18 protein-coding genes are annotated in these 20,572 nt (G+C 43.4%); 3 read left to right on the top strand and 15 right to left on the bottom strand.

The features are described 5' to 3' along the window. Nucleotides 1-31 precede the first annotated feature (31 nt). Nucleotides 32-1,213, top strand: a complete 1,182-nt coding sequence (locus EV207_RS07125) for an NAD(P)/FAD-dependent oxidoreductase (RefSeq protein WP_132745107.1) — start codon at nucleotides 32-34, stop codon at nucleotides 1,211-1,213. 139 nt (nucleotides 1,214-1,352) lie between these two features. Here the strand turns inward: EV207_RS07125 and EV207_RS07120 are convergent, their stop codons facing one another. The 4 genes from EV207_RS07120 to EV207_RS07105 form a co-directional block, all read right to left on the bottom strand. Beyond that, the gene (locus EV207_RS07120) at nucleotides 1,353-2,369 is read right to left on the bottom strand and encodes an ABC transporter ATP-binding protein (protein WP_132745105.1); all 1,017 of its coding nucleotides are present in this window, start codon (nucleotides 2,367-2,369) and stop codon (nucleotides 1,353-1,355) included. Nucleotides 2,370-2,382: 13 nt separating this feature from the next. Next, nucleotides 2,383-3,450, bottom strand: coding sequence for an oligopeptide ABC transporter permease (gene opp3C / locus EV207_RS07115; RefSeq protein ID WP_341539797.1), 1,068 nt, complete (start codon nucleotides 3,448-3,450; stop codon nucleotides 2,383-2,385). After that, on the bottom strand, nucleotides 3,447-4,379 hold the full coding sequence (locus EV207_RS07110) for an ABC transporter permease (protein WP_132745103.1): 933 nt from the start codon (nucleotides 4,377-4,379) through the stop codon (nucleotides 3,447-3,449). The genes opp3C and EV207_RS07110 overlap by 4 nt, the downstream gene beginning before the upstream one ends. 81 nt (nucleotides 4,380-4,460) lie before the next feature. Then, nucleotides 4,461-6,107: a peptide ABC transporter substrate-binding protein gene (locus EV207_RS07105; protein ID WP_132745101.1), complete on the bottom strand. Its 1,647-nt coding sequence runs from the start codon at nucleotides 6,105-6,107 to the stop codon at nucleotides 4,461-4,463. 146 nt (nucleotides 6,108-6,253) lie between these two features. On the opposite strand from EV207_RS07105, the gene EV207_RS23870 reads away from it, so the two are divergent. Continuing rightward, a complete protein-coding gene (locus EV207_RS23870; RefSeq protein ID WP_165886855.1) occupies nucleotides 6,254-6,628 on the top strand; it encodes a DUF3899 domain-containing protein in 375 nt (124 codons plus the stop codon). Here the strand turns inward: EV207_RS23870 and EV207_RS07095 are convergent. From EV207_RS07095 to EV207_RS07055, 9 genes are all read right to left on the bottom strand, one after another. Next, nucleotides 6,613-7,542, bottom strand: coding sequence for a dipeptidase (locus EV207_RS07095; RefSeq protein WP_132745099.1), 930 nt, complete (start codon nucleotides 7,540-7,542; stop codon nucleotides 6,613-6,615). The two genes, EV207_RS23870 and EV207_RS07095, sit on opposite strands and share 16 nt — an antisense overlap. Nucleotides 7,543-7,555: 13 nt before the next feature. Beyond that, nucleotides 7,556-8,263 (bottom strand): gamma-glutamyl-gamma-aminobutyrate hydrolase family protein, encoded by a 708-nt coding sequence (locus EV207_RS07090; protein WP_132745224.1) that lies wholly within the window; start codon nucleotides 8,261-8,263, stop codon nucleotides 7,556-7,558. A 183-nt stretch (nucleotides 8,264-8,446) separates the two neighbouring features. Next, nucleotides 8,447-9,103: an HAD family hydrolase gene (locus tag EV207_RS07085; protein ID WP_132745097.1), complete on the bottom strand. Its 657-nt coding sequence runs from the start codon at nucleotides 9,101-9,103 to the stop codon at nucleotides 8,447-8,449. Nucleotides 9,104-9,120: 17 nt separating this feature from the next. Beyond that, entirely contained in the window at nucleotides 9,121-9,327 is a 207-nt protein-coding gene (locus EV207_RS07080; RefSeq protein WP_132745095.1) for a hypothetical protein, read from the bottom strand. 511 nt (nucleotides 9,328-9,838) lie between these two features. After that, entirely contained in the window at nucleotides 9,839-10,294 is a 456-nt protein-coding gene (locus EV207_RS07075; RefSeq protein WP_165886854.1) for an EVE domain-containing protein, read from the bottom strand. Nucleotides 10,295-10,440: 146 nt separating this feature from the next. Then, nucleotides 10,441-11,973, bottom strand: coding sequence for an MDR family MFS transporter (locus tag EV207_RS07070; RefSeq protein WP_132745091.1), 1,533 nt, complete (start codon nucleotides 11,971-11,973; stop codon nucleotides 10,441-10,443). A 137-nt stretch (nucleotides 11,974-12,110) separates the two neighbouring features. Further along, complete coding sequence (locus EV207_RS07065; protein WP_132745089.1) at nucleotides 12,111-12,329, bottom strand: SHOCT domain-containing protein; 219 nt, start codon at nucleotides 12,327-12,329, stop codon at nucleotides 12,111-12,113. 270 nt (nucleotides 12,330-12,599) lie between these two features. Next, nucleotides 12,600-13,286: a response regulator transcription factor gene (locus EV207_RS07060; RefSeq protein ID WP_132745087.1), complete on the bottom strand. Its 687-nt coding sequence runs from the start codon at nucleotides 13,284-13,286 to the stop codon at nucleotides 12,600-12,602. 11 nt (nucleotides 13,287-13,297) lie between these two features. After that, nucleotides 13,298-14,740 (bottom strand): sensor histidine kinase, encoded by a 1,443-nt coding sequence (locus EV207_RS07055; protein ID WP_132745085.1) that lies wholly within the window; start codon nucleotides 14,738-14,740, stop codon nucleotides 13,298-13,300. A 295-nt stretch (nucleotides 14,741-15,035) separates the two neighbouring features. Here EV207_RS07055 and EV207_RS07050 point away from each other — a divergent pair, with 295 nt between their 5' ends. Next, complete coding sequence (locus tag EV207_RS07050) at nucleotides 15,036-16,952, top strand: N-acetylmuramoyl-L-alanine amidase (protein WP_132745083.1); 1,917 nt, start codon at nucleotides 15,036-15,038, stop codon at nucleotides 16,950-16,952. A 129-nt stretch (nucleotides 16,953-17,081) separates the two neighbouring features. Here the strand turns inward: EV207_RS07050 and poxB are convergent, their stop codons facing one another. Together poxB and EV207_RS07040 are read right to left on the bottom strand one after the other, a co-directional pair. Beyond that, nucleotides 17,082-18,806: a ubiquinone-dependent pyruvate dehydrogenase gene (poxB, locus tag EV207_RS07045; RefSeq protein WP_132745081.1), complete on the bottom strand. Its 1,725-nt coding sequence runs from the start codon at nucleotides 18,804-18,806 to the stop codon at nucleotides 17,082-17,084. A 45-nt stretch (nucleotides 18,807-18,851) separates the two neighbouring features. After that, entirely contained in the window at nucleotides 18,852-20,558 is a 1,707-nt protein-coding gene (locus tag EV207_RS07040) for an NAD-dependent malic enzyme (protein WP_132745079.1), read from the bottom strand. Between the last annotated feature and the right edge of the window lie 14 nt (nucleotides 20,559-20,572).

Genomic DNA, 20,572 nt, shown 5'->3' with positions numbered 1-20,572 from the left:
ACATTCTATTAATTAGGGCGGAGGATAAACTATGTCAAAACATATCGTTATCTTAGGTGCGGGTTATGGCGGACTTCTTAGCGCTTTAACCGTACGCAAACACTACAGTCAAGCTGAAGCCAAGGTCACCGTTGTCAATCAATACCCAACACACCAAATCATTACGGAACTGCATCGCTTGGCGGCAGGAAATGTTACTGAAAAGGCTGTTGCCATGCCTTTAGAAAAGCTTTTTAAAGGAAAAGATATTGACCTTAAGATCGCAAAGGTTGAATCATTTTCTGCAGACAAGAAAGAAGTGAAGCTTTCGGACAACACGGCTTTAACCTATGATGCTCTTGTTGTCAGCCTGGGAAGCATTACAGCTTACTTCGGTATCCCGGGACTCGAAGAAAACAGCATGGTATTGAAGTCTGCTGAGGATGCTAACAAAGTTAAGAAACATATTGAAGATCGCATTCGCGAATACGCCAAAACGAAAAATGAAGCTGATGCTACAATCCTAATCGGCGGCGGAGGATTAACCGGCGTCGAGTTAGTTGGTGAAATTGCCGATAAAATGCCAAAGCTTGCTAAAAGCTATGGTGTAGATCCTAAAGAAGTGAAGTTAATGCTTGTCGAAGCTGGTCCGAAGATTCTTCCGGTTCTGCCAGACGACCTCATTGAACGGGCAACTGTCAGCCTTGAAAAACGAGGCGTTCAATTCTTAACAGGCCTTCCTGTAACAAATGTCGAAGGCAATGTCATTGATTTAAAAGATGGCCAAAAAATTACTGCAAATACATTTGTCTGGACTGGCGGCGTGCAAGGAAATCCGCTCGTTGGAAAATCCGGCCTTGAAGTAGATCGCGGACGGGCAACCGTTAACGAACACCTGCAGTCAACTTCCCATGAAGATGTGTTCGTAGCCGGCGACAGTGCTGTTGTCTTCCCATCCGAAGGCGGCCGTCCATACCCGCCAACTGCCCAGATTGCTTGGCAAATGGGTGAGCTTATTGGCTACAATCTGTACGCTTACTTGGAAAACAAAGCATTTGAAGGGTTTAGCCCAGTTGACTCCGGAACACTTGCAAGCCTTGGGCGCAAAGATGCCGTTGCCAAAATTGGCGCTAACGAAACACCGCTTAAAGGTCTTCCAGCATCCCTGATGAAAGATGCAAGCAATATCCGTTATTTGACACATATCAAAGGTTTGTTCAGCTTGGCGTACTAAAAATAAAGAAAACTTGCCGATTGGCAAGCCTTTAATAGGCGTAGCTAGAGGCTTAGTTGCACTTATGTGCGTCAGAAAGTTATACTTTCTGATTAACTCAATCAAGCCCCCATCTCAATTAGAGATGGGGGCTTTTCTCTTATACCACGCCTACTCCGGCCGGCAAATTTTCTTTAGGTGTTCGCTTATCTTGCAGCCAGCATGAGACAGAGTGGCCGCCGCTTGCATGTTGCATTTCAGGATTAAAATAATGGCAAACCTTCATTGTGTGCGGGCACCTTGGGGCAAAAGGGCACCCTCTTTCAAGCTTTGCCAGGTCCGGGGGAGTTCCGGGTATCGGGATTAACGGAACCGTTCGGCTTGTATGCGGCTTTGGCATTGATTGCAGTAACCCCAAAGTATATGGATGCTGCGGCTTATAGAATATTTCTTCAGCCCGGCCAATTTCTATGATTTCACCGGCATACATGACAGCAATGCGGTCCGCCATATTTGCCACGACTCCGAGGTCATGTGTGATGAGAATGATAGCTGTCCCCGTCTTTTTCTGCATATCAGTCATCAGCTCTAGAATTTGCGCCTGAATAGTTACATCCAGAGCCGTTGTTGGCTCATCGGCAATCAATAAGTTGGGATTACAGGCAAGCGCCATCGCAATCCCGACACGCTGCCGCATCCCGCCTGAAAACTGATGAGGGTAAGCATCTAGGCGTTCTTCGGCATTTGGTATTCCAACCAGTTTTAACATTTCAGCCGCCTTAGTCTTTCCTTCCTGTTTTGATATGCTTTGATATGTCTTAAGACCTTCTATAATTTGCTTGCCAATTTTCATTGTCGGGTTCAACGAAGTCATAGGATCCTGAAAGACCATCGAGATGTCTGATCCTCTTATCTTCTGTATATCACGGATTGATGCGGTTAATAAATCCCGGCCTTCATAGATGATTCTTCCTTCCTTTACCTTTGTATTATGTTTTGGCAGCAGTCGCATAATTGACTTGGCTGTCACTGATTTGCCTGAACCGGATTCACCGACGATCGCCAGTGTCTCTCCTTTATTTAATGAAAAGTTTACACCGCGGACAGCTCTAACTTCTTTATCCTTTGTTTGAAAGGAGACATGCAAATTCTCCACTGAAAGCATTGGTTCTGCCACGATTTATCCCTCCCTATTTTCGCATCTTCGGATCAAGCGCATCCCTAAGTCCGTCACCGAGAAGATTGAAGCTAATCATGATAGCACTGATAACAATAGATGGGAAAATAAGCTTGTATGTAAAGAAACGCATCGACTTATAACCATCTTCAATCAAGACGCCTAGTGAAGCAAGCGGTGCCTGCAAGCCAAGTCCTATAAAGCTTAGGAAAGCTTCAAAAAAGATTGCGGTAGGTATCGTAAACATTAAAGTCACAATGATCGGCCCCATCACATTAGGCAGTAAATGTTTCCTTATTAAGCTCGTGCCTTTCGCTCCTAAAGTCCGTGACGCCAATACAAATTCCTGACCTTTTAATTGCAGCATTTGGCCGCGGACAACCCGTGCCATGCCGACCCATCCTGTTATAACCATGGCCAAAATAATCGAGGTAATGCCTGGCTCCAAAATTAATATAAACAAAATAATCACAATCAGATTAGGCACCCCTACTAATATTTCAATAATTCGCTGCATCACATTGTCCACTTTCCCGCCACAGAATGCGGAAACGCCTCCATAAAGCACACCCACAAATAAATCAAGCAGTGCAGCAACCAGCGCGATAAATAGGGAAATTTGTGTGCCTTTCCAAACTCTTGTCCATAAGTCCCGGCCGAATTCATCGGTGCCAAACCAAAAATTTTCTGTAATATGCCTTTTTTCATATTGATCTACCCTATGGACATCGATGCCGTCAAATCCGAGCCATCCCAATCCTGTCACTTTTGGGGGTAAATTTGTATGGGCTGTATTTTGCTGTCTGTACGTGTATTCATTAAGGTACGGTCCAATGATCGCCATCACTGTTATAATCACGAGTACAGTGAGGGATATCACCGCCCCTTTATTTTTCATTAATCTGCCCATAGCCTCCCTCCAAAATGTGACCGGCGGGGAATCCAGTTCTTCTTGCCTTATGTCGTCCATTGGACTGACAACAAATAGATCATCGGTTACTTCTGTTGGAATTAGGGGCTGATTATGCCGTCCATTTTTATTGGGGAGGATCGGTTTCGGATTATTCATTTCAAGTTTCATGCCTCTGCCCCCCGTTTAAAATTAATTCTGGGATCCAGGAAACCGTAGAGCAGATCCACAATAAATACAATCAAAATAAATAATGCGCTGTAAAGGATCGTTATACCCATAATTACACTGTAATCCTTGACCAAGATGGATAAAGTAAATTGTTCACCAAGTCCGGGAACAGAGAAAATCTTCTCGATGACCAGAGTCCCTGTCATAATACTGACCGCCAGTGGACCGAGCATAGTGACTACTGGAATTAATGCATTTCTAAGCACATGCTTTACGATAACCTTGGGCTCAGCGACCCCCTTCGATCTGGCGGTGATCACATAATCATGCCCTAATACTTCAAGCATTTCGGTGCGAATAAACCGTGCAACGGTCGCAATAACGGTTACTGATAAGGCAAAGGATGGCAAAATCGTATTTTGGTAGCCTTCCCATAATGCCGGCGGCAGCCATCCTAACTTGACACCGACAAAATATTGCAGCAGGGCGGCAAAGACAAATGATGGTATTGACATGCCTAAAACAGCGAGTGTAACTGAACCATAGTCATATATCGAATTATGCTTAAGAGCAGAAATAATCCCAAGAGCTAATCCGATAATTGTCCCAAAAACCATAGCTTGGAATCCAATCAATGCGGATGGTCCGATTCTTGTTGTAATCATGCTGTTAACCGTTCTGCCTTCATATTGAAATGACATCCCAAAATCACCCGTGACTAAATGGCCCAAATAACGAAGATATTGAAGAGCGACCGGATCGTCCAAACCATACTTGGCATTCAATACCTTAATTTGCTTTTCTGTGAGCTTTTCCGGGTTGTTAAAAGGCGTCCCCGGCAAAAAGTGCATAAGGAAAAAGGTGAGCGTCGCAATTAAAAAAAGCGTTAATAACATAAAACCGATTCGTTGGAGAATGTAACGTTTCATTTGAACACCTCATTTGATAGGAACATCTAGTGGAAAAGGGATGTACCTGTAGATACATCCCTACTTTTGCAAGGCTGCCCGTTATTCTATATATGTCCACTTATAGGTGAATTCCGGACCGCTTGGATGCTGAACGAGATTCTTAATGTTCTTATGCTGCAGGATCGCCTGGCCTTTTTGGTATAACGGTGCTATGGCCACATCCTCTTCCAGTAACACTTTTTCTAATTTTAATAGCATTTTATAGCGCTTCGCCAGATCTGTTTCCGTTCTTGCCTTCTCGACGAGCTTGTCGTATTCCGGATTGGCATAATCCTCCCTATTGGCCGAGCTGCCTGTCACCCACATATCCAGATAAGTCATAGGGTCGCTGTAGTCCGGTCCCCATGTTGACAACGAAATGTCATACTTGATAGACTTTTCTATCTCCAGCCTTTGTTCAAATGGAACCGCCTTGATTTCCATTTTGAATCCCGGCAATTTTGATTCCAATTGGGATTGCAAAAACTCTGCCATTTTCTTGCTTTCTTCAACATCTGATATGTTTATCGACACATTAACTTTGTCTTTTCCTATCTCTTTAAGGCCTTTTTCCCAATATTTCTTCGCCTCTTTTGCAGTACCTTTTAACAGATCCCCATTTAATTTACGGAAATCCTTTTTACCAGGCGAATAGTAGTAATTACCTGGAACAACACCATATAAAGGCACGGCGCCATTATTCAAGGCAATATCGGTCAAGCCCTTTTTATCGATGGCGAGATTAATCGCTCTGCGGATATTTTCATTCTTTAATGCAGGATGATTTAAGTTGAAGCGCAAAAATCCTATTCCCGCTAACGTTTTCGTTTTGAATGCCTTGTCGTCTTTGTAGTTGTCCACCGCTGATGCGGACAAACTGACTCGGTCAATTTTTCCGCTTTCATAAAGGTTTAATCCTGTTTTATCGTTTTTAACCACATAGACCTTGATTTTATTCAGCTTCACGTTCTTTGCATCCCAATAATCGGGATTCTTAACATATGTCCAGCCTTGTTCATGCTTCCATGCTGATAGTTTGAAAGGGCCGTTTGAGAGAACCTTGTCATACTCAAGGGCATATTGATCGCCCATCTTCTCAACAAACTTTTGATTCTGGGGCAGGAACGTCGGGAATGTTAAAAGCGTTTCAAGCAAAGGGTTAGGACGCTCAAGGGTCACTTTTAATGTTTTGTCGTCAACCGCTTTGACACCTAATTCATCAGCATCCTTTTTTCCATCCATGATCGCCTGAGCGTTCTTAACGCCTGCTGTGACAAACATATAATTGTACGCCCCAGCTTCTTTCATGACCTTCTTCCAGGCATACTCGAAATCATGAGCAGTAACCGGATCACCATTGCTCCATTTCGCATCCCTGATTTTGAAGGTATGAACGAGGCTGTCGTCGCTTTTTTCATGTTTTTCCGCCATTGCCATAATAGGTTGGTTGTTTTTGTCCTGACGGTATAGACCTTCTTTGGTATTGTTTAATACTGTAAAAGCTACCGTATCATGAGCCTTGGTAGAATCCATTGTTGGGATTTCAGAGCTTTCGGTTACTCTCAGAACTTGCTTGGACTTCCCTGACTTATCTCCCCCTGAACCTTTTGAACTGGTGTCTTTTGAAGAACTAAAATTGCAACCGCTTAGCGCCATCGTCATGATCAGCAGAAAGATTAGGAACGAGGCCATTTTTTTCATTTTCATATACGACCCTCTCAATCGTCAGAATTTTTAACCATTTATGGACAGTTTATACTCTTTTTATCTATATTTCAATATAAATTGCCAATGTTCAAAAAACAATTGTCATGCTAGACTAATTTTAAGAGAAAAGAAGTGAGGTCATACTATTGAAAGTCATTTTTCGAAGCAGTCTTATCGCATTCATTCTGTCATTTCCTGCCGTTCTTGTTTTCTATCATTCATGGCAATTGGTCAGCTGGGTCAATATCATTTTTTATATAGGTTTAATCTATTTGGTTGTAGGGTCGATTCTTCTCATTTTATCGGGACATTTTTTCACAGCATTCATTTATAGCTGCAAGCGTTTTTTTCGGATTGCGAGTAGGAAGGAGCAAGTGATTCAGGAAGTTGAGGGGAGGAGGATCCGGACTTTGCCGGTCCGGACGTCTTACCCCCCCTCAAAGCCATGGATTTATGCGGGCCTGTCCTTCTGTATGGTTAGCATTGTGTTCTCTCTTGGCATTGTTTATTTTAGACAATAGTTATTTATAAAGTTTTGATGGGCAAAACCTTTGACTTGTTCTTCGGTATAATATTTTAAGAGTTCGTTGATCAGGTTCGGATACATTGAGGCGTCTTCCAATTTTGCGACAAAAGTTTCGATGCCATCGAAGTCAGAGCCGAAGCCAATCTGGTTAACGCCTCCAAGCGAACAAAAGTGATCAATATGTTTGATAAGATCTGAAATCGTTACTTTACCCTTCGACTTTACAAAATAAGGACAATAGACGACATGGATCATCCCGCCCTTTTCGAACATGGCCTTAGCCTGCTCATCATATAAATTACGCTGATGTTCACATACAGCCCTTGCATTTGAATGACTGGCAACCGGATAGTCAGCAAGCTCTATAACGTCCCAAAACGCCTTTTCACACAGATGTGAAACGTCGGTAAGAACGTGGTGTCCGTTATTGAATTGGACAATCTCGCGGCCGAAAGTCGTCAGTCCGGCTCCCCTTGGCTCCCCGGCGCCATCTGCCGCCAGATTGGCGTTGTTCCATGTTAGGCCAACTGACCGGACGCCTAAATGGTAAAGAATGCTCATTTTTTTCAAATCATTGCCTATGGCATCCACACCTTCAAGAGTCAGCATGGCCCCTATTTCGTTTTCTTTTAATTGAGTAAAGTCTGCCCAATCCTTTATTTGCTTCATTTCGGGGTTTTTCGCGAGTACTTCATTGTAAAAATAGTAGATTTGGTCAAGCGCCGCCTGAAACTTTTGTTCTGCTTTCATTTCCGGATTTATGAAGACCGCGAAGCATTGAACCTGAACGTCTCCTTTTTTTAATCGCCTTAGATTTGTATCTAATTCAGAGGCATGCTTGTAGGGTACTTTCCCCTCTCCCATCCAAAGCTTTAGCAAAGCATCGCAATGCAAATCGATAATTTTCAACAGTACCACCTCGTTATGATTTAGTAGCTTTACGGACTAAGCTTTCAAACAATTGCTTTGCAATAGCATCACCTTTAAGCGCTAAGGCTTCGGGATGCCATTGAACACCTATTACAAAGTCATGTTCGGTGCTTTCGATGGCTTCAATGACACCATCTGAAGAACGGGCGGACACAACAAAGGGCAGGGCAACATCCCTGACAGCTTGGTGATGAAAGGAATTCACTTTAAATTCGGTTTGCCCGGCGATCTTCGCTATTAAACTATGACCTTCTGCTTTGACACGATGTGAAAGATGAAACCTGTTGGCATTCTGAGTATGCTGAAGCAGTGGTGCCCCGATCTGGCTGTATATATCCTGATACATATCACCGCCCGCAGCAATACTCATAATTTGAATGCCGCGGCATATCGCAAGAATCGGTTTATTCAGCTCCAATAACCTTTGTGTAAGGGCAATCTCTAAAGTGTCCCTGCCCGGCGCAATCCTTCCTAGTTTTTGGTGAGGTTCTTCACCAAACAACATCGGGTCAATATCGCCGCCGCCGCTTAAAACAAGCCCGTCTATGGCCTCGGCTATTTGACTGACATCGTCGTCAAGGCCAATCGGCAAGATAACCGGCACGCCCCCCGCTTGCAGCGTCGCTTGAAGATAATCATTCGACAGCGTATGTGTAAAATCATTCTCAACATTCGATGTGACACCGATGATTGGCTTCATCATATCTCCCCTATGTAAGGAATTTAAAAATACCTTCATCTAATTATACATTAAATTATTTTATTATTCATAATTTATTTTCACCTTAATGGGATATCTAAAAATAAAAATATGGCCCACGCTTTCATATATAGAGCGAGGGCCTTTTTGATATTACTTTCGAATGTGTTTTTTTCTTAAACTTTATTTCTCCTCCAACATTTTAACCAATTGATCAAAGGTCATTTCCTTCATAGATGACAAGCGATGACTAAAGTCTTCAAACTGGAGATGGCCAGTTACCGGGTTTGGCACGATGACACATGCAAGGCCCGCTGCCCTGGCGGCTTTTAAGCCATTAAGAGAGTCCTCAAAGGCTAGTACGTCTTCTTGTCTCACATCGAGTGCTCCCACAGCCTTGATATACAATTCCGGGTCAGGCTTCACTTGCTTGACATCATCCCGTGTCTTGATCGTGTCAAAAAAGCTGAGAATATTGAGCTTTTCCAAATACCCTTGCACCCAATCTCGTCCAGAACTGGATGCCAGCCCAATTTTCAAACCGGCTGCTTTGGCTGCTTCCAGGTAGTCTAATACACCGTCCCTGAGCGCGGGTGATACCATTAGCGTATGATAGTGCTTTGCAGTTTCTTGTTCAATCACCTCACGCTCCAAGCCATCCTTTCCTTGCGAGTGGATATAGTCATATAAAGTCGAATCATGTGTTCCAACCGCTCGGCCAAATATTTCTAACGGAAGGGTAACACCATGCCCTTCAAGAACATGCCGGTAAGCTTCATACCAGGCGGATTCCGTATCTATGATCAATCCATCAAAATCAAAAATAACAGCCTTAATCATTTAATTGACACCCCTTTTTATCCTTTTCTATTCCTCTTCACATCATCGGAGAAAAGACCGACAACCCATTTTAGCAGGGGGCATATAATGTTCCCCATGATCCACTTTTCCGGCAAGTAGCATATGTACAGCCACATCCATCGCAGCAGATTGGCGGATACAGAAGATGCAGCCAAAGCCGTTTGAATCCCTTTAAAATCCAGTTTGTAAGAGCAACAGACCATTGAACAGCTTCTAAAATGATATTGTTTTAAATCCCCTTCATTTTACGTTATCCTTTATGAATGTCAATAAAAGCAACCGCCTGCAAAAAGGGAACTGCACCGCCCAATTTCTCGTACAATACCAGGTATTTAAGGACTTTTAAAAAAGACATTACTTTAAATCTTAGATTGAGGGGTATGTCATGCAAGAGTGGATTACTGGCTTTATGGAGCAGTTTGGTTATGCCGGTATTTTTTTAATGATTGCATTTGGGCCTTAGGGGAATCGTGGGAGGAAATCCTTAGCTTCATGGCTGTTTATTCAAATATTGTCTATGCGCTGATCGGGATTGGCATTATTTTCTTTATTGGTTTGTTTGTATGGAAAGAAGGGGGGAAATGATAAAAAAACATACCTAATATTTTAGTAAAGTGCGGGTTGCCTTATTGCCAATTTATCACAATTCGCAGAGGAGTAAAACCAATTTTGGCAATTACTATAAAATACGTTACAATTTACAATCCTTTTGACTTAGAGGACTGGATCGTTATTAAATCTTGAGCTTATCATGTCTGCAGCTTCTTGATCTCCGCACACCTCTAGAACCTCTCTCACCCAGTTAACAAAATAGCTGTCTACTGCAAATAGGGTGCCGCGGTTGCGCAGGCGCCCTGCCTCTGTTTTTTTATATACAGGTTCATGCTTAAATCTTTCAAAAGGAATGGGATGTTTAAAAGCGAGCAGGCCCTTAACCATGATGCCATCCTCATTGAATCCCTCTTCAACTTTAGCTAAGCCCACTAGTGCTCTTTTATCGCTGCCGCTTCGGTAGCACAAAATAAGATCACCCACACGCGCTGACTTAAAGTTTTTTGGGAGCCTGCGCAGCCACCAAAACTGTGACCTCTGACTTTCTAATATGTGCTCCCACCTAAAGGCTGCCGCTGTATCTGAAGCTACCATGAACCAAAATTGTTGTTTAGCCACTGGCATTTCCCCACCTCAAGATTATTCTCATCCTCTATTTTCCATGGAAAAGCCTAATTTTGCAAATTCATCATGACAATTTATTAACCACTGGTTATTATTATTTTAAATTAATAACCAGTGGTTAATTTAGAGAGGTTTAATTATTAATTTTCCTCTTCCGTCTTGGATGACAGGACTTCTTTTTTCAAAAACCAGCACAATATAAAGGCGATAATCATAATGATAAACGAATAAAGGTAAATATGTTGGAACGACTCAACAAACATTGTTTTTACAGTAGTCATTAGTGATGGCCGAAGCCCTTGTGGTATGCCTCCTGCTGCCATATCCTCCATGTGTTCGGAGATGCTTTTTGGCAATTTATCGCCTAAACTTCCCAATTTGGATGTGAGTGTGTACGATAATAAGTTGCCAAATATACTCACACCCACTGTTGCCCCAATCGACTGGAATAACGGAACAGTGGCTAGGGCAATGCCTTTATGTTCCTTTTCAACGGATTCTTGCACGATTAAGTTATCGCCACCGAACATGACGCCTAACCCAAGTCCTGATATAACAAAGAAAATAATAATCTGTACAATTGTCGTATGAATATTAAGATGGGCAAATAAATAAAAGCCAATCACCGGCATGATAAAGGCGATGCCAAATAGCTCGCGATACCTCACTTTTGTCAATAAGAAACCGCATATCATGGCTGAACCGACAGCGCCGACCATCATAGGCAGCGTTAAATACCCCGCCTCTGTTGGCGTTAAGCCCAACACATTTTGAGCAAAATAAGGAAAGGATGAGAACGACCCCATAAGCCCCAGCCCTACCGTAAATACAAGTAATGATAAAACTAAAATATTTCGGTTCTTAAATAAATGCAGCGGAACAATTGGTTCCTTCACTTTGGATTCTACCCATATAAAGAAGCCAATTAAAATGACTCCTAAAATCAGCAGTCCAAGTATTAATGGAGATGTCCAAGCATAGCCCTCATTCTGTACAAGTACAGGTGTAATTAACAAGGAGACAATGGCTGAGATCAATAGAAATCCCCCTGCCCAGTCGATGGTTACTTCCTTGGTTTGCTTTGATTCGCGCAATCCCTTTGCTAAAAGGAGCGCAGCTACCAGGCCAACAGGAATATTGACAAAGAAGATCCAGTGCCAGCTTACTTGGTCAACAAAGAAACCGCCCATTAATGGGCCTAATAACATCGGTATAAACATAATCGGACCCATAAATCCTTGCACCTTCGCCCGCTGTTCCACGGGAAAGAGATCACTTGAAATCGTCATAGCGAGCGGCATTAATCCGCCGGCGCCGATCCCTTGGATACCGCGGCCGATCAGCAATAATGTCATCGAGTGGGATAGGCCGCATACAACTGATCCGCCAATGAAAAAGGTCATACATATTAAATAAATCTTTTTTCTGCCAAACAAATCCGCCAGCTTCCCTAAAATGGGCATAAAGGCTGACAATGTTAACATATATACCCCAGCGACCCATCCATACAGCGATAAACCGCCAAGATCCTTGATAATTGTTGGCATTGCGGTATTGACAACAGTCTCATCCAATTCGGAAAAAATCAATCCGATAATCAAACCCATCATAACAAGGATTTTATGACTCTTATTTTCGACAGGCGTGATATCGCTTTTCATCGTGTTCTCCATATTTATCTAACCCTTCATTATTTGTTCTAATCTTGTAGCATTATATAAAAGGATTATGAACTCAATATGAACTGGCGGGCAGGGATTAGACAGGAAAAGCCCCGCCGGAGTGCAATGCTCTAGCGGGGCAGGCTGATTTATTGTTCCAATACATTTTTTAATCTGAGATATTCTTCTTCATCTATTTCGCCATTGACCAAGCGTTTTTTCAACATAAACTCCGCAGTGTTTCCGTTGTAGCGACGGCAAGCCCTTCCCCGCCTGCGCCACAGCATAATATTAGAAATCACCAGACCGATGAACAAGATGATAAAGAAGAATCCGATGGGAGGAAAAAAAGGATGTCCCCAATACATTATTATCCACTCCTTGTTTTTGATTGATGTCAACTTCCCCTTACAAACTTAAGTCTAACCACCATTTCTAAACCCCTCATAAACCAAATCTTAAATCTTTATTAAAAGACAGAGGCGTAGTTGCGACGCACAGGACGTGCTAGTACTGGCGTTGTAACAGGATGTTACGTCTTTAGCCAGTGCACTTAGGTGCGTCAGAAAGTTATACTTTCTGGTTAACCGAAAATAAGTCAGACCCTGTGAACGTTCACAAGGTCTGACTCTTTAACTTTAGCCCCTGAATCTGTAGCCTGCTCCCCAAAGCGTTTCTACATATTGCGGGTTGGCTGGATCCATTTCAACCTTTTCGCGGATTTTTCGAATATGCACCGTTACAGTGGCAATGTCCCCCATTGAATCCATGCCCCATATCCGTTCAAATAAGTCGTTTTTGCTGAACACCCGATTAGGATGCAACGCTAAAAAAGTCAATAAATCAAACTCTTTCGCGGTTAACATCACTTCTTCATTATTAATGAAAACTTGGCGGGCTTCTTTATTAATAACCAACCCGCGGATGCGAATATCATCCATACGCCTTCCGCCGCCCTTTAGACGATCATAGCGTGAAAGGTGCGCTTTCACCCTCGCTACAAGTTCATTCGGACTGAATGGTTTGACAATATAGTCATCTGCACCAAGGCCAAGTCCTCGAATTTTATCAATATCTTCTCCTTTGGCTGTCACCATTAAAATTGGAATATCTTGTTCCTTTCTAATATGTTTGCAAAGTTCAAACCCGCTTATTCCCGGCAGCATGAGATCCAATAAAATAAGATCGAACGCTTCGGCCATCACTTTTTGCAAAGCACTATTGCCGTCATTGGCGATATCCACATGGAATCCATTTATTTCAAGATAATCATGCTCTAATTCGGCTATGCTTTGTTCGTCCTCAACAATTAATATTCTTTGCATTACGCCACCCCTTATTTTTCGGCTTTCGGCAAAGTGAAAGTGGTTATTAGGCCCTGATTTGAAGGGCTCTCTGCCCAAATGTCCCCGCCGTGTTCTTCGATAATCTGCTTAGCGATCGCAAGTCCGAGGCCGCTGCCCCCGCCGCTTAAATTTCTCGATGGATCCGTCCTGTAAAATCGGTCGAAAATGTAGGGCAGCTCTTGGTGTGTAACACCCGGACCATTATCGTGAATTTCCACACCGACTTTATCTTCAGCAGTTGTTAAATTGATCTTTATTCGCTTTTCTTTTTTATCAATATATTTGATGCTATTATTAATGATATTATCAAGCACTCTTTTCAATTTTTCCCGATCCACTATAGCAAGATAATCTCCTTTTGCTGCATTAAGTGTAACCGAACCGCCCTCTTTGTCCCATTCAAACTGGCGCTCTTCTGTATAATCCTTCATGTATTCCAGGACATCAACCTTTTCAAAATGAAAGGGGAGATTTTTCAAATCAAGTTTCGAATAAATGAATAATTCATCAATCAAATGGTCCATGTCGTTCGCCTTTGCAAAAATAGTATGGAGGTATTTCTCAACTTTTTCCGGTGAATTAGCGACACCGTCTTGAATCCCTTCGACATATCCTTTAATGGAAGTTATCGGTGTTTTCAAATCATGTGAAATGCTTGCGATTAATTCTTTTCTGTCGGTTTCATATTGCTGCCGAAGTTCGGTTGATCGTTTCAATCGCTCACGCATGTCATCAAAAGTTTCACATAGCTTGCCGAGCTCGTCATTTGAGGTTTTTTCAACATGGAAGTCCAAATGTCCTTCACTAATATAATGAGCGGCTTCAGATAATCTCTTAACCGGTCTTAATATGCTTCGCGACATAAAATAGGTTAACAAAAAGTTTGTTAATGCCAATATCATTAACAAACTGACAAATAGCAGAGGAAAAAAGCTTCTTGCAAATGAAGTAAACGGCGCCGCGTCTTTTATTAAAAAAGCCGTCCCTTCTGACCCATCTGTAAAATAGAAATTATGCTGGTAAATGGACAGCTGTTGTTTATCAAGCCACACTACAGGTTTATACCCCTCATTTTCTCCAAAAGCCGGAAGCATGCTTGTAACATTACCATCCAAGTTGTCCGCCACGAAAAGCACTTTTCCCGCTTTTCTTACCACAAGTTCCATGTCTTTTTTCTGCAGTTTCTTATTTAACGTTTTAAGATATTGCTGATCCCTAAATTTCCCCGGCGTGAGCGCGGTTCCTTTTACAATATCCATATACATCCGTGATTCCTGGGTTGTTGTCTGATTACCGCGGTTAAAATGTCCCCGGATATTCTGTATGTCACCTTTGAAAATAACAACTAGAAGAAATGCCGCGATCACAAACAGAATGACCGGGATCACGATCATGGCGATATTAGACAGCATCAGGCGTTTTCTAATCGACATAGCTGGTCTCCTTTTATACCAAACAGTTTGTTTCCTGATTATAAGGTAATTGTAACTGATATCCCTAATATCTTTATAAAATGTTTATTAATTTTTTCTAAACAGCAAAATACTCCTTTAAACTATCTGTAAAAGGCCTAAAGAATCGGATCAAAGGTCATTTTTGAAACTTTTAAATCAATCTTTTAGGCGTTTCTAATTATCTTTTGTAACAATAAAGGACATTTGCAGAGCGAGGGTGAAACGTTAGGTGATTTACTGTTCTAGAAAATTCTGATAAGAGGAGGAAGAAAGCATGGTGACTGGTAAGCGTAATCGTTTGGGGCCTTGGCTATTAACAATTGTTGTGGTTCTTTTCATGGTGATGCCGGTTAATCTCGCGTATGCACAGCAGCAAACCCCAACTAGCCACGGAAAGCCTTCGGATGCTCTGCAAAAAGGCTTTGAAAAAGCAGCTAAGGAATTCGGCGTGCCTCTGGAATTGTTGATGTCTGTTGCCTACAATGAAACACGTTGGGACGGCCACAACGGCGAACCGAGCACATCGGGCGGATATGGTGTCATGCATTTGACTCAAGTTACTAAGGTGCCGGCAATCAGTGCAAAAGGTGAGAGGATAACACGGACTGTAACGGATGATCCTAAGATGCACACTCTTGACACGGCAGCAAAGCTCATAGGCATTTCATCTGACACGGTTAAAACTGATCCCGCTCAGAATATTCGGGGCGGTGCAGCGCTCTTGGCCAAATACGCACGTGAAACCGCTGATTCCCTTTCACCACATGCAGCGGACTGGTACGGGGCTGTTGTGAAATACAGCGGGTCAGATGTCGCAAGTGTTGCCAAAGATTTTGCCGATCAAGTCTATAAGACAATTAAAAAGGGAGCGGAAAGGACAACACCAAATGGCCAGCATGTTGTTCTTAAAGCAAAAAATGTCACAGCTAATAAGGAGACCGCAAAAGACATTCCCTTAAGAAATGCGAAAAAGGCCGGTGTCGATTGTCCTAACGGTCTTGAATGTGAATATATTCCGGCCGCCTACAAGCAGTTTTCCAGCAGCAGTTATAACTATGGCAACTATGACCTCGCAAACCGCCCAAAGGACGGACTGGATATCAATTACATTATCATTCATGATATTGAAGGCAGCTATCAAGACGGCGTCAATACATTCCTTGGCCAATCTTACGTCAGCGCCCATTACGTTATTCGTTCCACAGACGGCCATACTGCGGAGATGGTACGGCCGAGAGATGTGGCGTGGCAGGCAGGAAACTGGTATTTTAATAGCCACTCGATCGGGATTGAACATGGCGGGGTTGCTGTTGATGGCGCTTCATGGTACAGCGAGCAAATGTATCATGCCTCTGCAAAGCTTGTAAAATACCTTGCGAAACGATTTGATATTCCAATGGACAGCGCTCATATATTGGGTCATGAGAATGTACCCGGCTTAAGTCCATCAAATCAGTCCCGCATGCATTGGGATCCCGCGGCATATTGGGATTGGGCCCACTTCTACGATGTTCTTGGCTCGCCTATTCATCCACAGCATGGCAAGAACAAAGGTCACATTGTCACAATAAAGCCGAATTTCCACACGAACAAACCTGTCTTGACGTACGGGGGCAAAGAATTAGACCCGCAATCTGCTAACTTTGTGTACTTGCGGACCGCACCGGACTTTGATGCTCCGCTGCTCAGCGATCAAGCTTTGCATTCGGACGGCGCTCCTGGTACGACAAATATTACTGACTGGGGCGACAAAGCGATGACCGGTCAGAGTTTTTACAAAGCAGATTCGAAAGGTAAATGGACAGCGATTTATTTTGCTGGACAAAAAGCATGGTTCTATAATCCACACGGTAAGAATGCTGTGCCTTCAAAAGGATTAATTATTCAACCCAAAGATGGCAAAGATTCAATTCCCGTCTATGGTTCTGCCTATCCTGAGGCCGCTGCTTACGAAGGAACAGGAGTCCCTGCCGTGAACGTTACTCCATTACAATATACAATACCAGCGGGACAGCGCTATGCAGCAACCGGGCCAATCCAACCTGACTACTACTATGCCAAAATTTATAATGCCCCTGAAACCAATAAGGTTGTAGAAGGAAATGAAGAATATTACCAAATTTCATTCAACCACCGCGCAGCTTTCGTTAAGAAAAGCGATGTTGAGGTTGTAAGGGATAAAAAGAAATAACATTCACAATAAAAAGGGAGTGCAGTAACCAAATAGTTACTGCACTCCTCTTTTTATTTGCAAATTTCCCGGGAAATATGTCGATTGATCTTATCAACTGACATATTCCTTTATAAAACAACAGACCATTTATCGAAATAAGTTGGTTTTGGCAAGGTTAAGCAATTCGTTCCCTTGACCGTTCAGAACGGCTTTTAGCATCCATAAGCTAAATCCGTTTGCTTGCTCAAGTGTAATTTTTGGAGGCAAGGACAGCTCTTGGCGGTTGACAACAACATCAAGTAAAACCGGTCCATCATGTTGGAATGAATCACGCACCGCGCTCTCGAGGTCAGCGGGATCTTCGACACGAATGCCTTTGATGCCTATCGCTTCTGCGACTGTTGCGAAATTGGGATTATCGAGGTCCGTTCCAATTTCCAAAGAACCGGCGGCTTTCATCTCCAATTCCACAAAGCTTAGCGAACTGTTATTGAACACCACGACCTTAACTGGCAATTGATGCTGCCTCAGAGTCAATAAATCACCCATTAACATTGTTAAGCCACCATCCCCTGACAGTGCGAGGACTTGGCCATTCGGCCTTGCGACTTGAGCGCCAATTGCTTGCGGCATGGCGTTGGCCATCGTCCCATGATTAAAAGATCCCAGAAGCCGCCGCATGCCATTCATTTGTAAATATCGCGCCGCCCAAAGTGTCGGCGTACCAACATCACATGTGAAAATAGCGTTCTCGGCGGCTAAGTCGCTGACGACCTTTGTCAGATATTGCGGATGGATTGGTTTCCGTCCTGGTTTGCCTATGGCAAGATCATCAAGCTCTTTTCTGACATGCTGATAGTTTTTCTTCGCTTTCTTCAAATGGCCTGAATCATGTCCCTCAATTAATAGTGGCAATAGCGTTTCGATCGTATCCTTAATATCACCGCATACCCCATAAGTAAGTGCAGTGCGGCGGCCAAGATGCTGCGGCTCAATGTCCACCTGCAGAACAACAGCCTCGTCTGGATAAAACTGTCTGTACGGAAAGTCTGTGCCAAGCATTAATAGAACATCACAGTCCATCATGGCATGATAACCTGAGGAATAGCCAATAAGTCCATTCAGACCCGCAAAATAAGGATTATCATATTCTAAATACTCCTTGCCCCGCAGCGCTACAACCATGGGCGCCTGCAGCTTTTCACAAAGCTGCATAAGCGGTTCATGCGCCCCGGCGCAGCCGGCACCGCACAATAAGGAAATTCGCTTGCCCTTGTTCAAATATTCAGCTAACCGCTTAAGCTCCGCATCAGATGGACGAACCACCGGCCTTGTGACATGCATGACCTGTTCTGGAACACTATGTTCATCTGTCAGCGCGGCAACATCGCCGGGCAGAACGAGTACCGAGACGCCATTTTCAGAAACGGCTTTTTGCATAGCCATCGTGACAGCACGCGGCATTTGGTGAGAGCTCGTTACAACCTCACAGTAATGACTGCAGTCCTGAAAAAGCTTCTCAGGATCTGTTTCTTGAAAATAACCGCTGCCAATCTCATCGCTTGGAATTTGCGCCGCGATCGCAAGCACTGGTATACGGCTGCGCTGGCAATCGTATAATCCATTTATAAGGTGAAGATTGCCGGGGCCGCTGCTTCCTGCACATACTGCGATACTCCCGCTTACCTCAGCATCCGCACCTGCGGCAAACGCGGCAACCTCTTCATGACGAACATGAATCCACTCTATTTTTTCTGAGCGCCGGACAGCATCAAGGACAGCGTTCAGAGAGTCTCCTACAATCCCATAAATCCTCGTAATGCCGGCGTTCAGCAATGCTTTGATAATTGAATTAGAAATCGTATTTCGCATCTTTTTCTCTCCTTTTTGGGTACCTGTGATATTCTCACAATAAGCCTACCTTTTGGCTTTGGTCACCGCTTCTATTTGGGGATAGACGGGGTGCCACATCGCGTCTTGTACGGCTTGAATAATATCTTTGGGTTCTCTCTCCGCAACACCTTCGTCAATGGCCGCTTCGACGACCCTTACAGCGACAGCAGCGGATACAACCCTGAGATCTTCAACTTTCGGTAAAACCGATGCCCCTGATTCAGTGATATTGACCATACTTGCCACAGCTTCCGATGCTGCGGCAAACATGCTGTCTGTCATAAGTCTGGCTTGCGACACGATTGTTCCAAGTCCTAAGCCAGGGAAAATGAGAGCATTATTGGATTGCCCAATGACATATGTTGTGTTGTTGTATGTGACAGGCCCAAACGGACTCCCTGTAGCAATAAGTGCTTTGCCATCGGTCCATCTGATTAAATCTTCAGGGTTCGCCTCCGATAAGCGGGTGGGATTAGACAGGGGCAGAATAGCCGGTCTTTCAACATGCTCGGCCATTTCTTTAACGATATCTTCTGTAAAAGCACCGCCTACCGTTGATGTGCCAATTAATATTGTAGGGTGGATTTGCCGAACAACCTGATCTAGAGCGATCCCATCTCCATAACGTTTCCAATTGTTAACTTCTGCTGCAGGCCTGGCAAATTCCTTTTGAAAATCGCGGAGCCCTTCCATATTATCGAGAAGCAATCCCTGCCGGTCGACACACCAAAACTTGCGATTTGCCTCATCTTTTAGGAGGCCGTCACGAACCATAGCATCACGTACTTGTTCAGCGATGCCTACTCCCGCTGTGCCTGCGCCAAAAACAATAACACGGTGCTCTCGAAGCGGCACTTTTGAAGCTTTAACAACAGCTAATACCGCTGCAAGTGAAACTGCCCCCGTCCCTTGTATATCATCATTGAACGTACAAATCTTTTTGCGATATGTATTTAAAATCTGACGTGCATTTCCTGTGGCAAAGTCCTCCCAATGCAACAAGGTTTTGGGATACAGCTTTGTCACAGTCTGAACATAGCGGTCAATAAATTCATCATAACGTTTTCCACGAACACGAGAATGTTTATTTCCTATATAAAGCGGGTCATTCAAAAGTCTTTCTTGATTCGTTCCAACATCCAGTATGACTGGAATGACTCGCCTTGGATTAATTCCCGCAGCAGTATAGACCGAGAGTTTTCCAATCGAAATGTTAATGCCTCCTACACCCCAGTCACCGATTCCTAATATCGCTTCACCATCTGTGGCAACAATGAGATCAATATTCTCTCCTTTAGCGCCAAAATTTTGAAAGGCGTCTTCAATACCATCAGGTTCATCGATTGATAAATAGACACCATGCGGACGGCGATAGCCGTGGCTATACTTTTGGATAGCTGTCCCAACTACTGGGGTATAGATAATCGGCAGCATTTCCTCTAAATGTTCAGATAACACCCGGTAAAATAACACCTCATTCCTATCCTGCAAAGATGTTAAGTAAACATTTTTTCCCAAATCATCCTGTTGTGAACAGAACTGCTTGTAAGCACGTTTCACTTGCTGCTCGATTGTTAAAACAGCTGGTGGAAGCAGCCCCTTTAAACCAAGCTCTTCCCTTTCTGTTTTATTAAAAGCCACCCCCTTATTTAAAACGGGATTTGCCAAAACATCACGCCCCCGCAAAACCGTTTGGAGCTTTCCATTTTCCGAAAATATGTATTTATTCAAATCCAATTCACCTT

Source organism: Scopulibacillus darangshiensis, from assembly GCF_004341035.1.
In the GTDB taxonomy this organism is placed as follows: Bacteria; Bacillota; Bacilli; order Bacillales; family Sporolactobacillaceae; genus Scopulibacillus; species Scopulibacillus darangshiensis.
The sequence above is the reverse complement of the archived record's forward strand: the minus strand, read 5'-3'. Positions and strand labels throughout refer to the sequence as shown.

Bases quoted from the DNA above. Each gene is read 5' to 3' on its own strand.
- EV207_RS07125 (WP_132745107.1), top strand. From the start codon at position 32: ATGTCAAAACATATCGTTATCTTAGGTGCGGGTTATGGCGGACTTCTT.
- opp3C (WP_341539797.1), bottom strand. From the start codon at position 3,450: ATGAAACTTGAAATGAATAATCCGAAACCGATCCTCCCCAATAAAAAT.
- EV207_RS07110 (WP_132745103.1), bottom strand. From the start codon at position 4,379: ATGAAACGTTACATTCTCCAACGAATCGGTTTTATGTTATTAACGCTT.
- EV207_RS07105 (WP_132745101.1), bottom strand. From the start codon at position 6,107: ATGAAAATGAAAAAAATGGCCTCGTTCCTAATCTTTCTGCTGATCATG.
- EV207_RS07090 (WP_132745224.1), bottom strand. From the start codon at position 8,263: ATGAAGCCAATCATCGGTGTCACATCGAATGTTGAGAATGATTTTACA.
- EV207_RS07085 (WP_132745097.1), bottom strand. From the start codon at position 9,103: ATGATTAAGGCTGTTATTTTTGATTTTGATGGATTGATCATAGATACG.
- EV207_RS07080 (WP_132745095.1), bottom strand. From the start codon at position 9,327: ATGGTCTGTTGCTCTTACAAACTGGATTTTAAAGGGATTCAAACGGCT.
- EV207_RS07070 (WP_132745091.1), bottom strand. From the start codon at position 11,973: ATGGAGAACACGATGAAAAGCGATATCACGCCTGTCGAAAATAAGAGT.
- EV207_RS07065 (WP_132745089.1), bottom strand. From the start codon at position 12,329: ATGTATTGGGGACATCCTTTTTTTCCTCCCATCGGATTCTTCTTTATC.
- EV207_RS07060 (WP_132745087.1), bottom strand. From the start codon at position 13,286: ATGCAAAGAATATTAATTGTTGAGGACGAACAAAGCATAGCCGAATTA.
- EV207_RS07055 (WP_132745085.1), bottom strand. From the start codon at position 14,740: ATGTCGATTAGAAAACGCCTGATGCTGTCTAATATCGCCATGATCGTG.
- EV207_RS07050 (WP_132745083.1), top strand. From the start codon at position 15,036: ATGGTGACTGGTAAGCGTAATCGTTTGGGGCCTTGGCTATTAACAATT.
- poxB (WP_132745081.1), bottom strand. From the start codon at position 18,806: ATGCGAAATACGATTTCTAATTCAATTATCAAAGCATTGCTGAACGCC.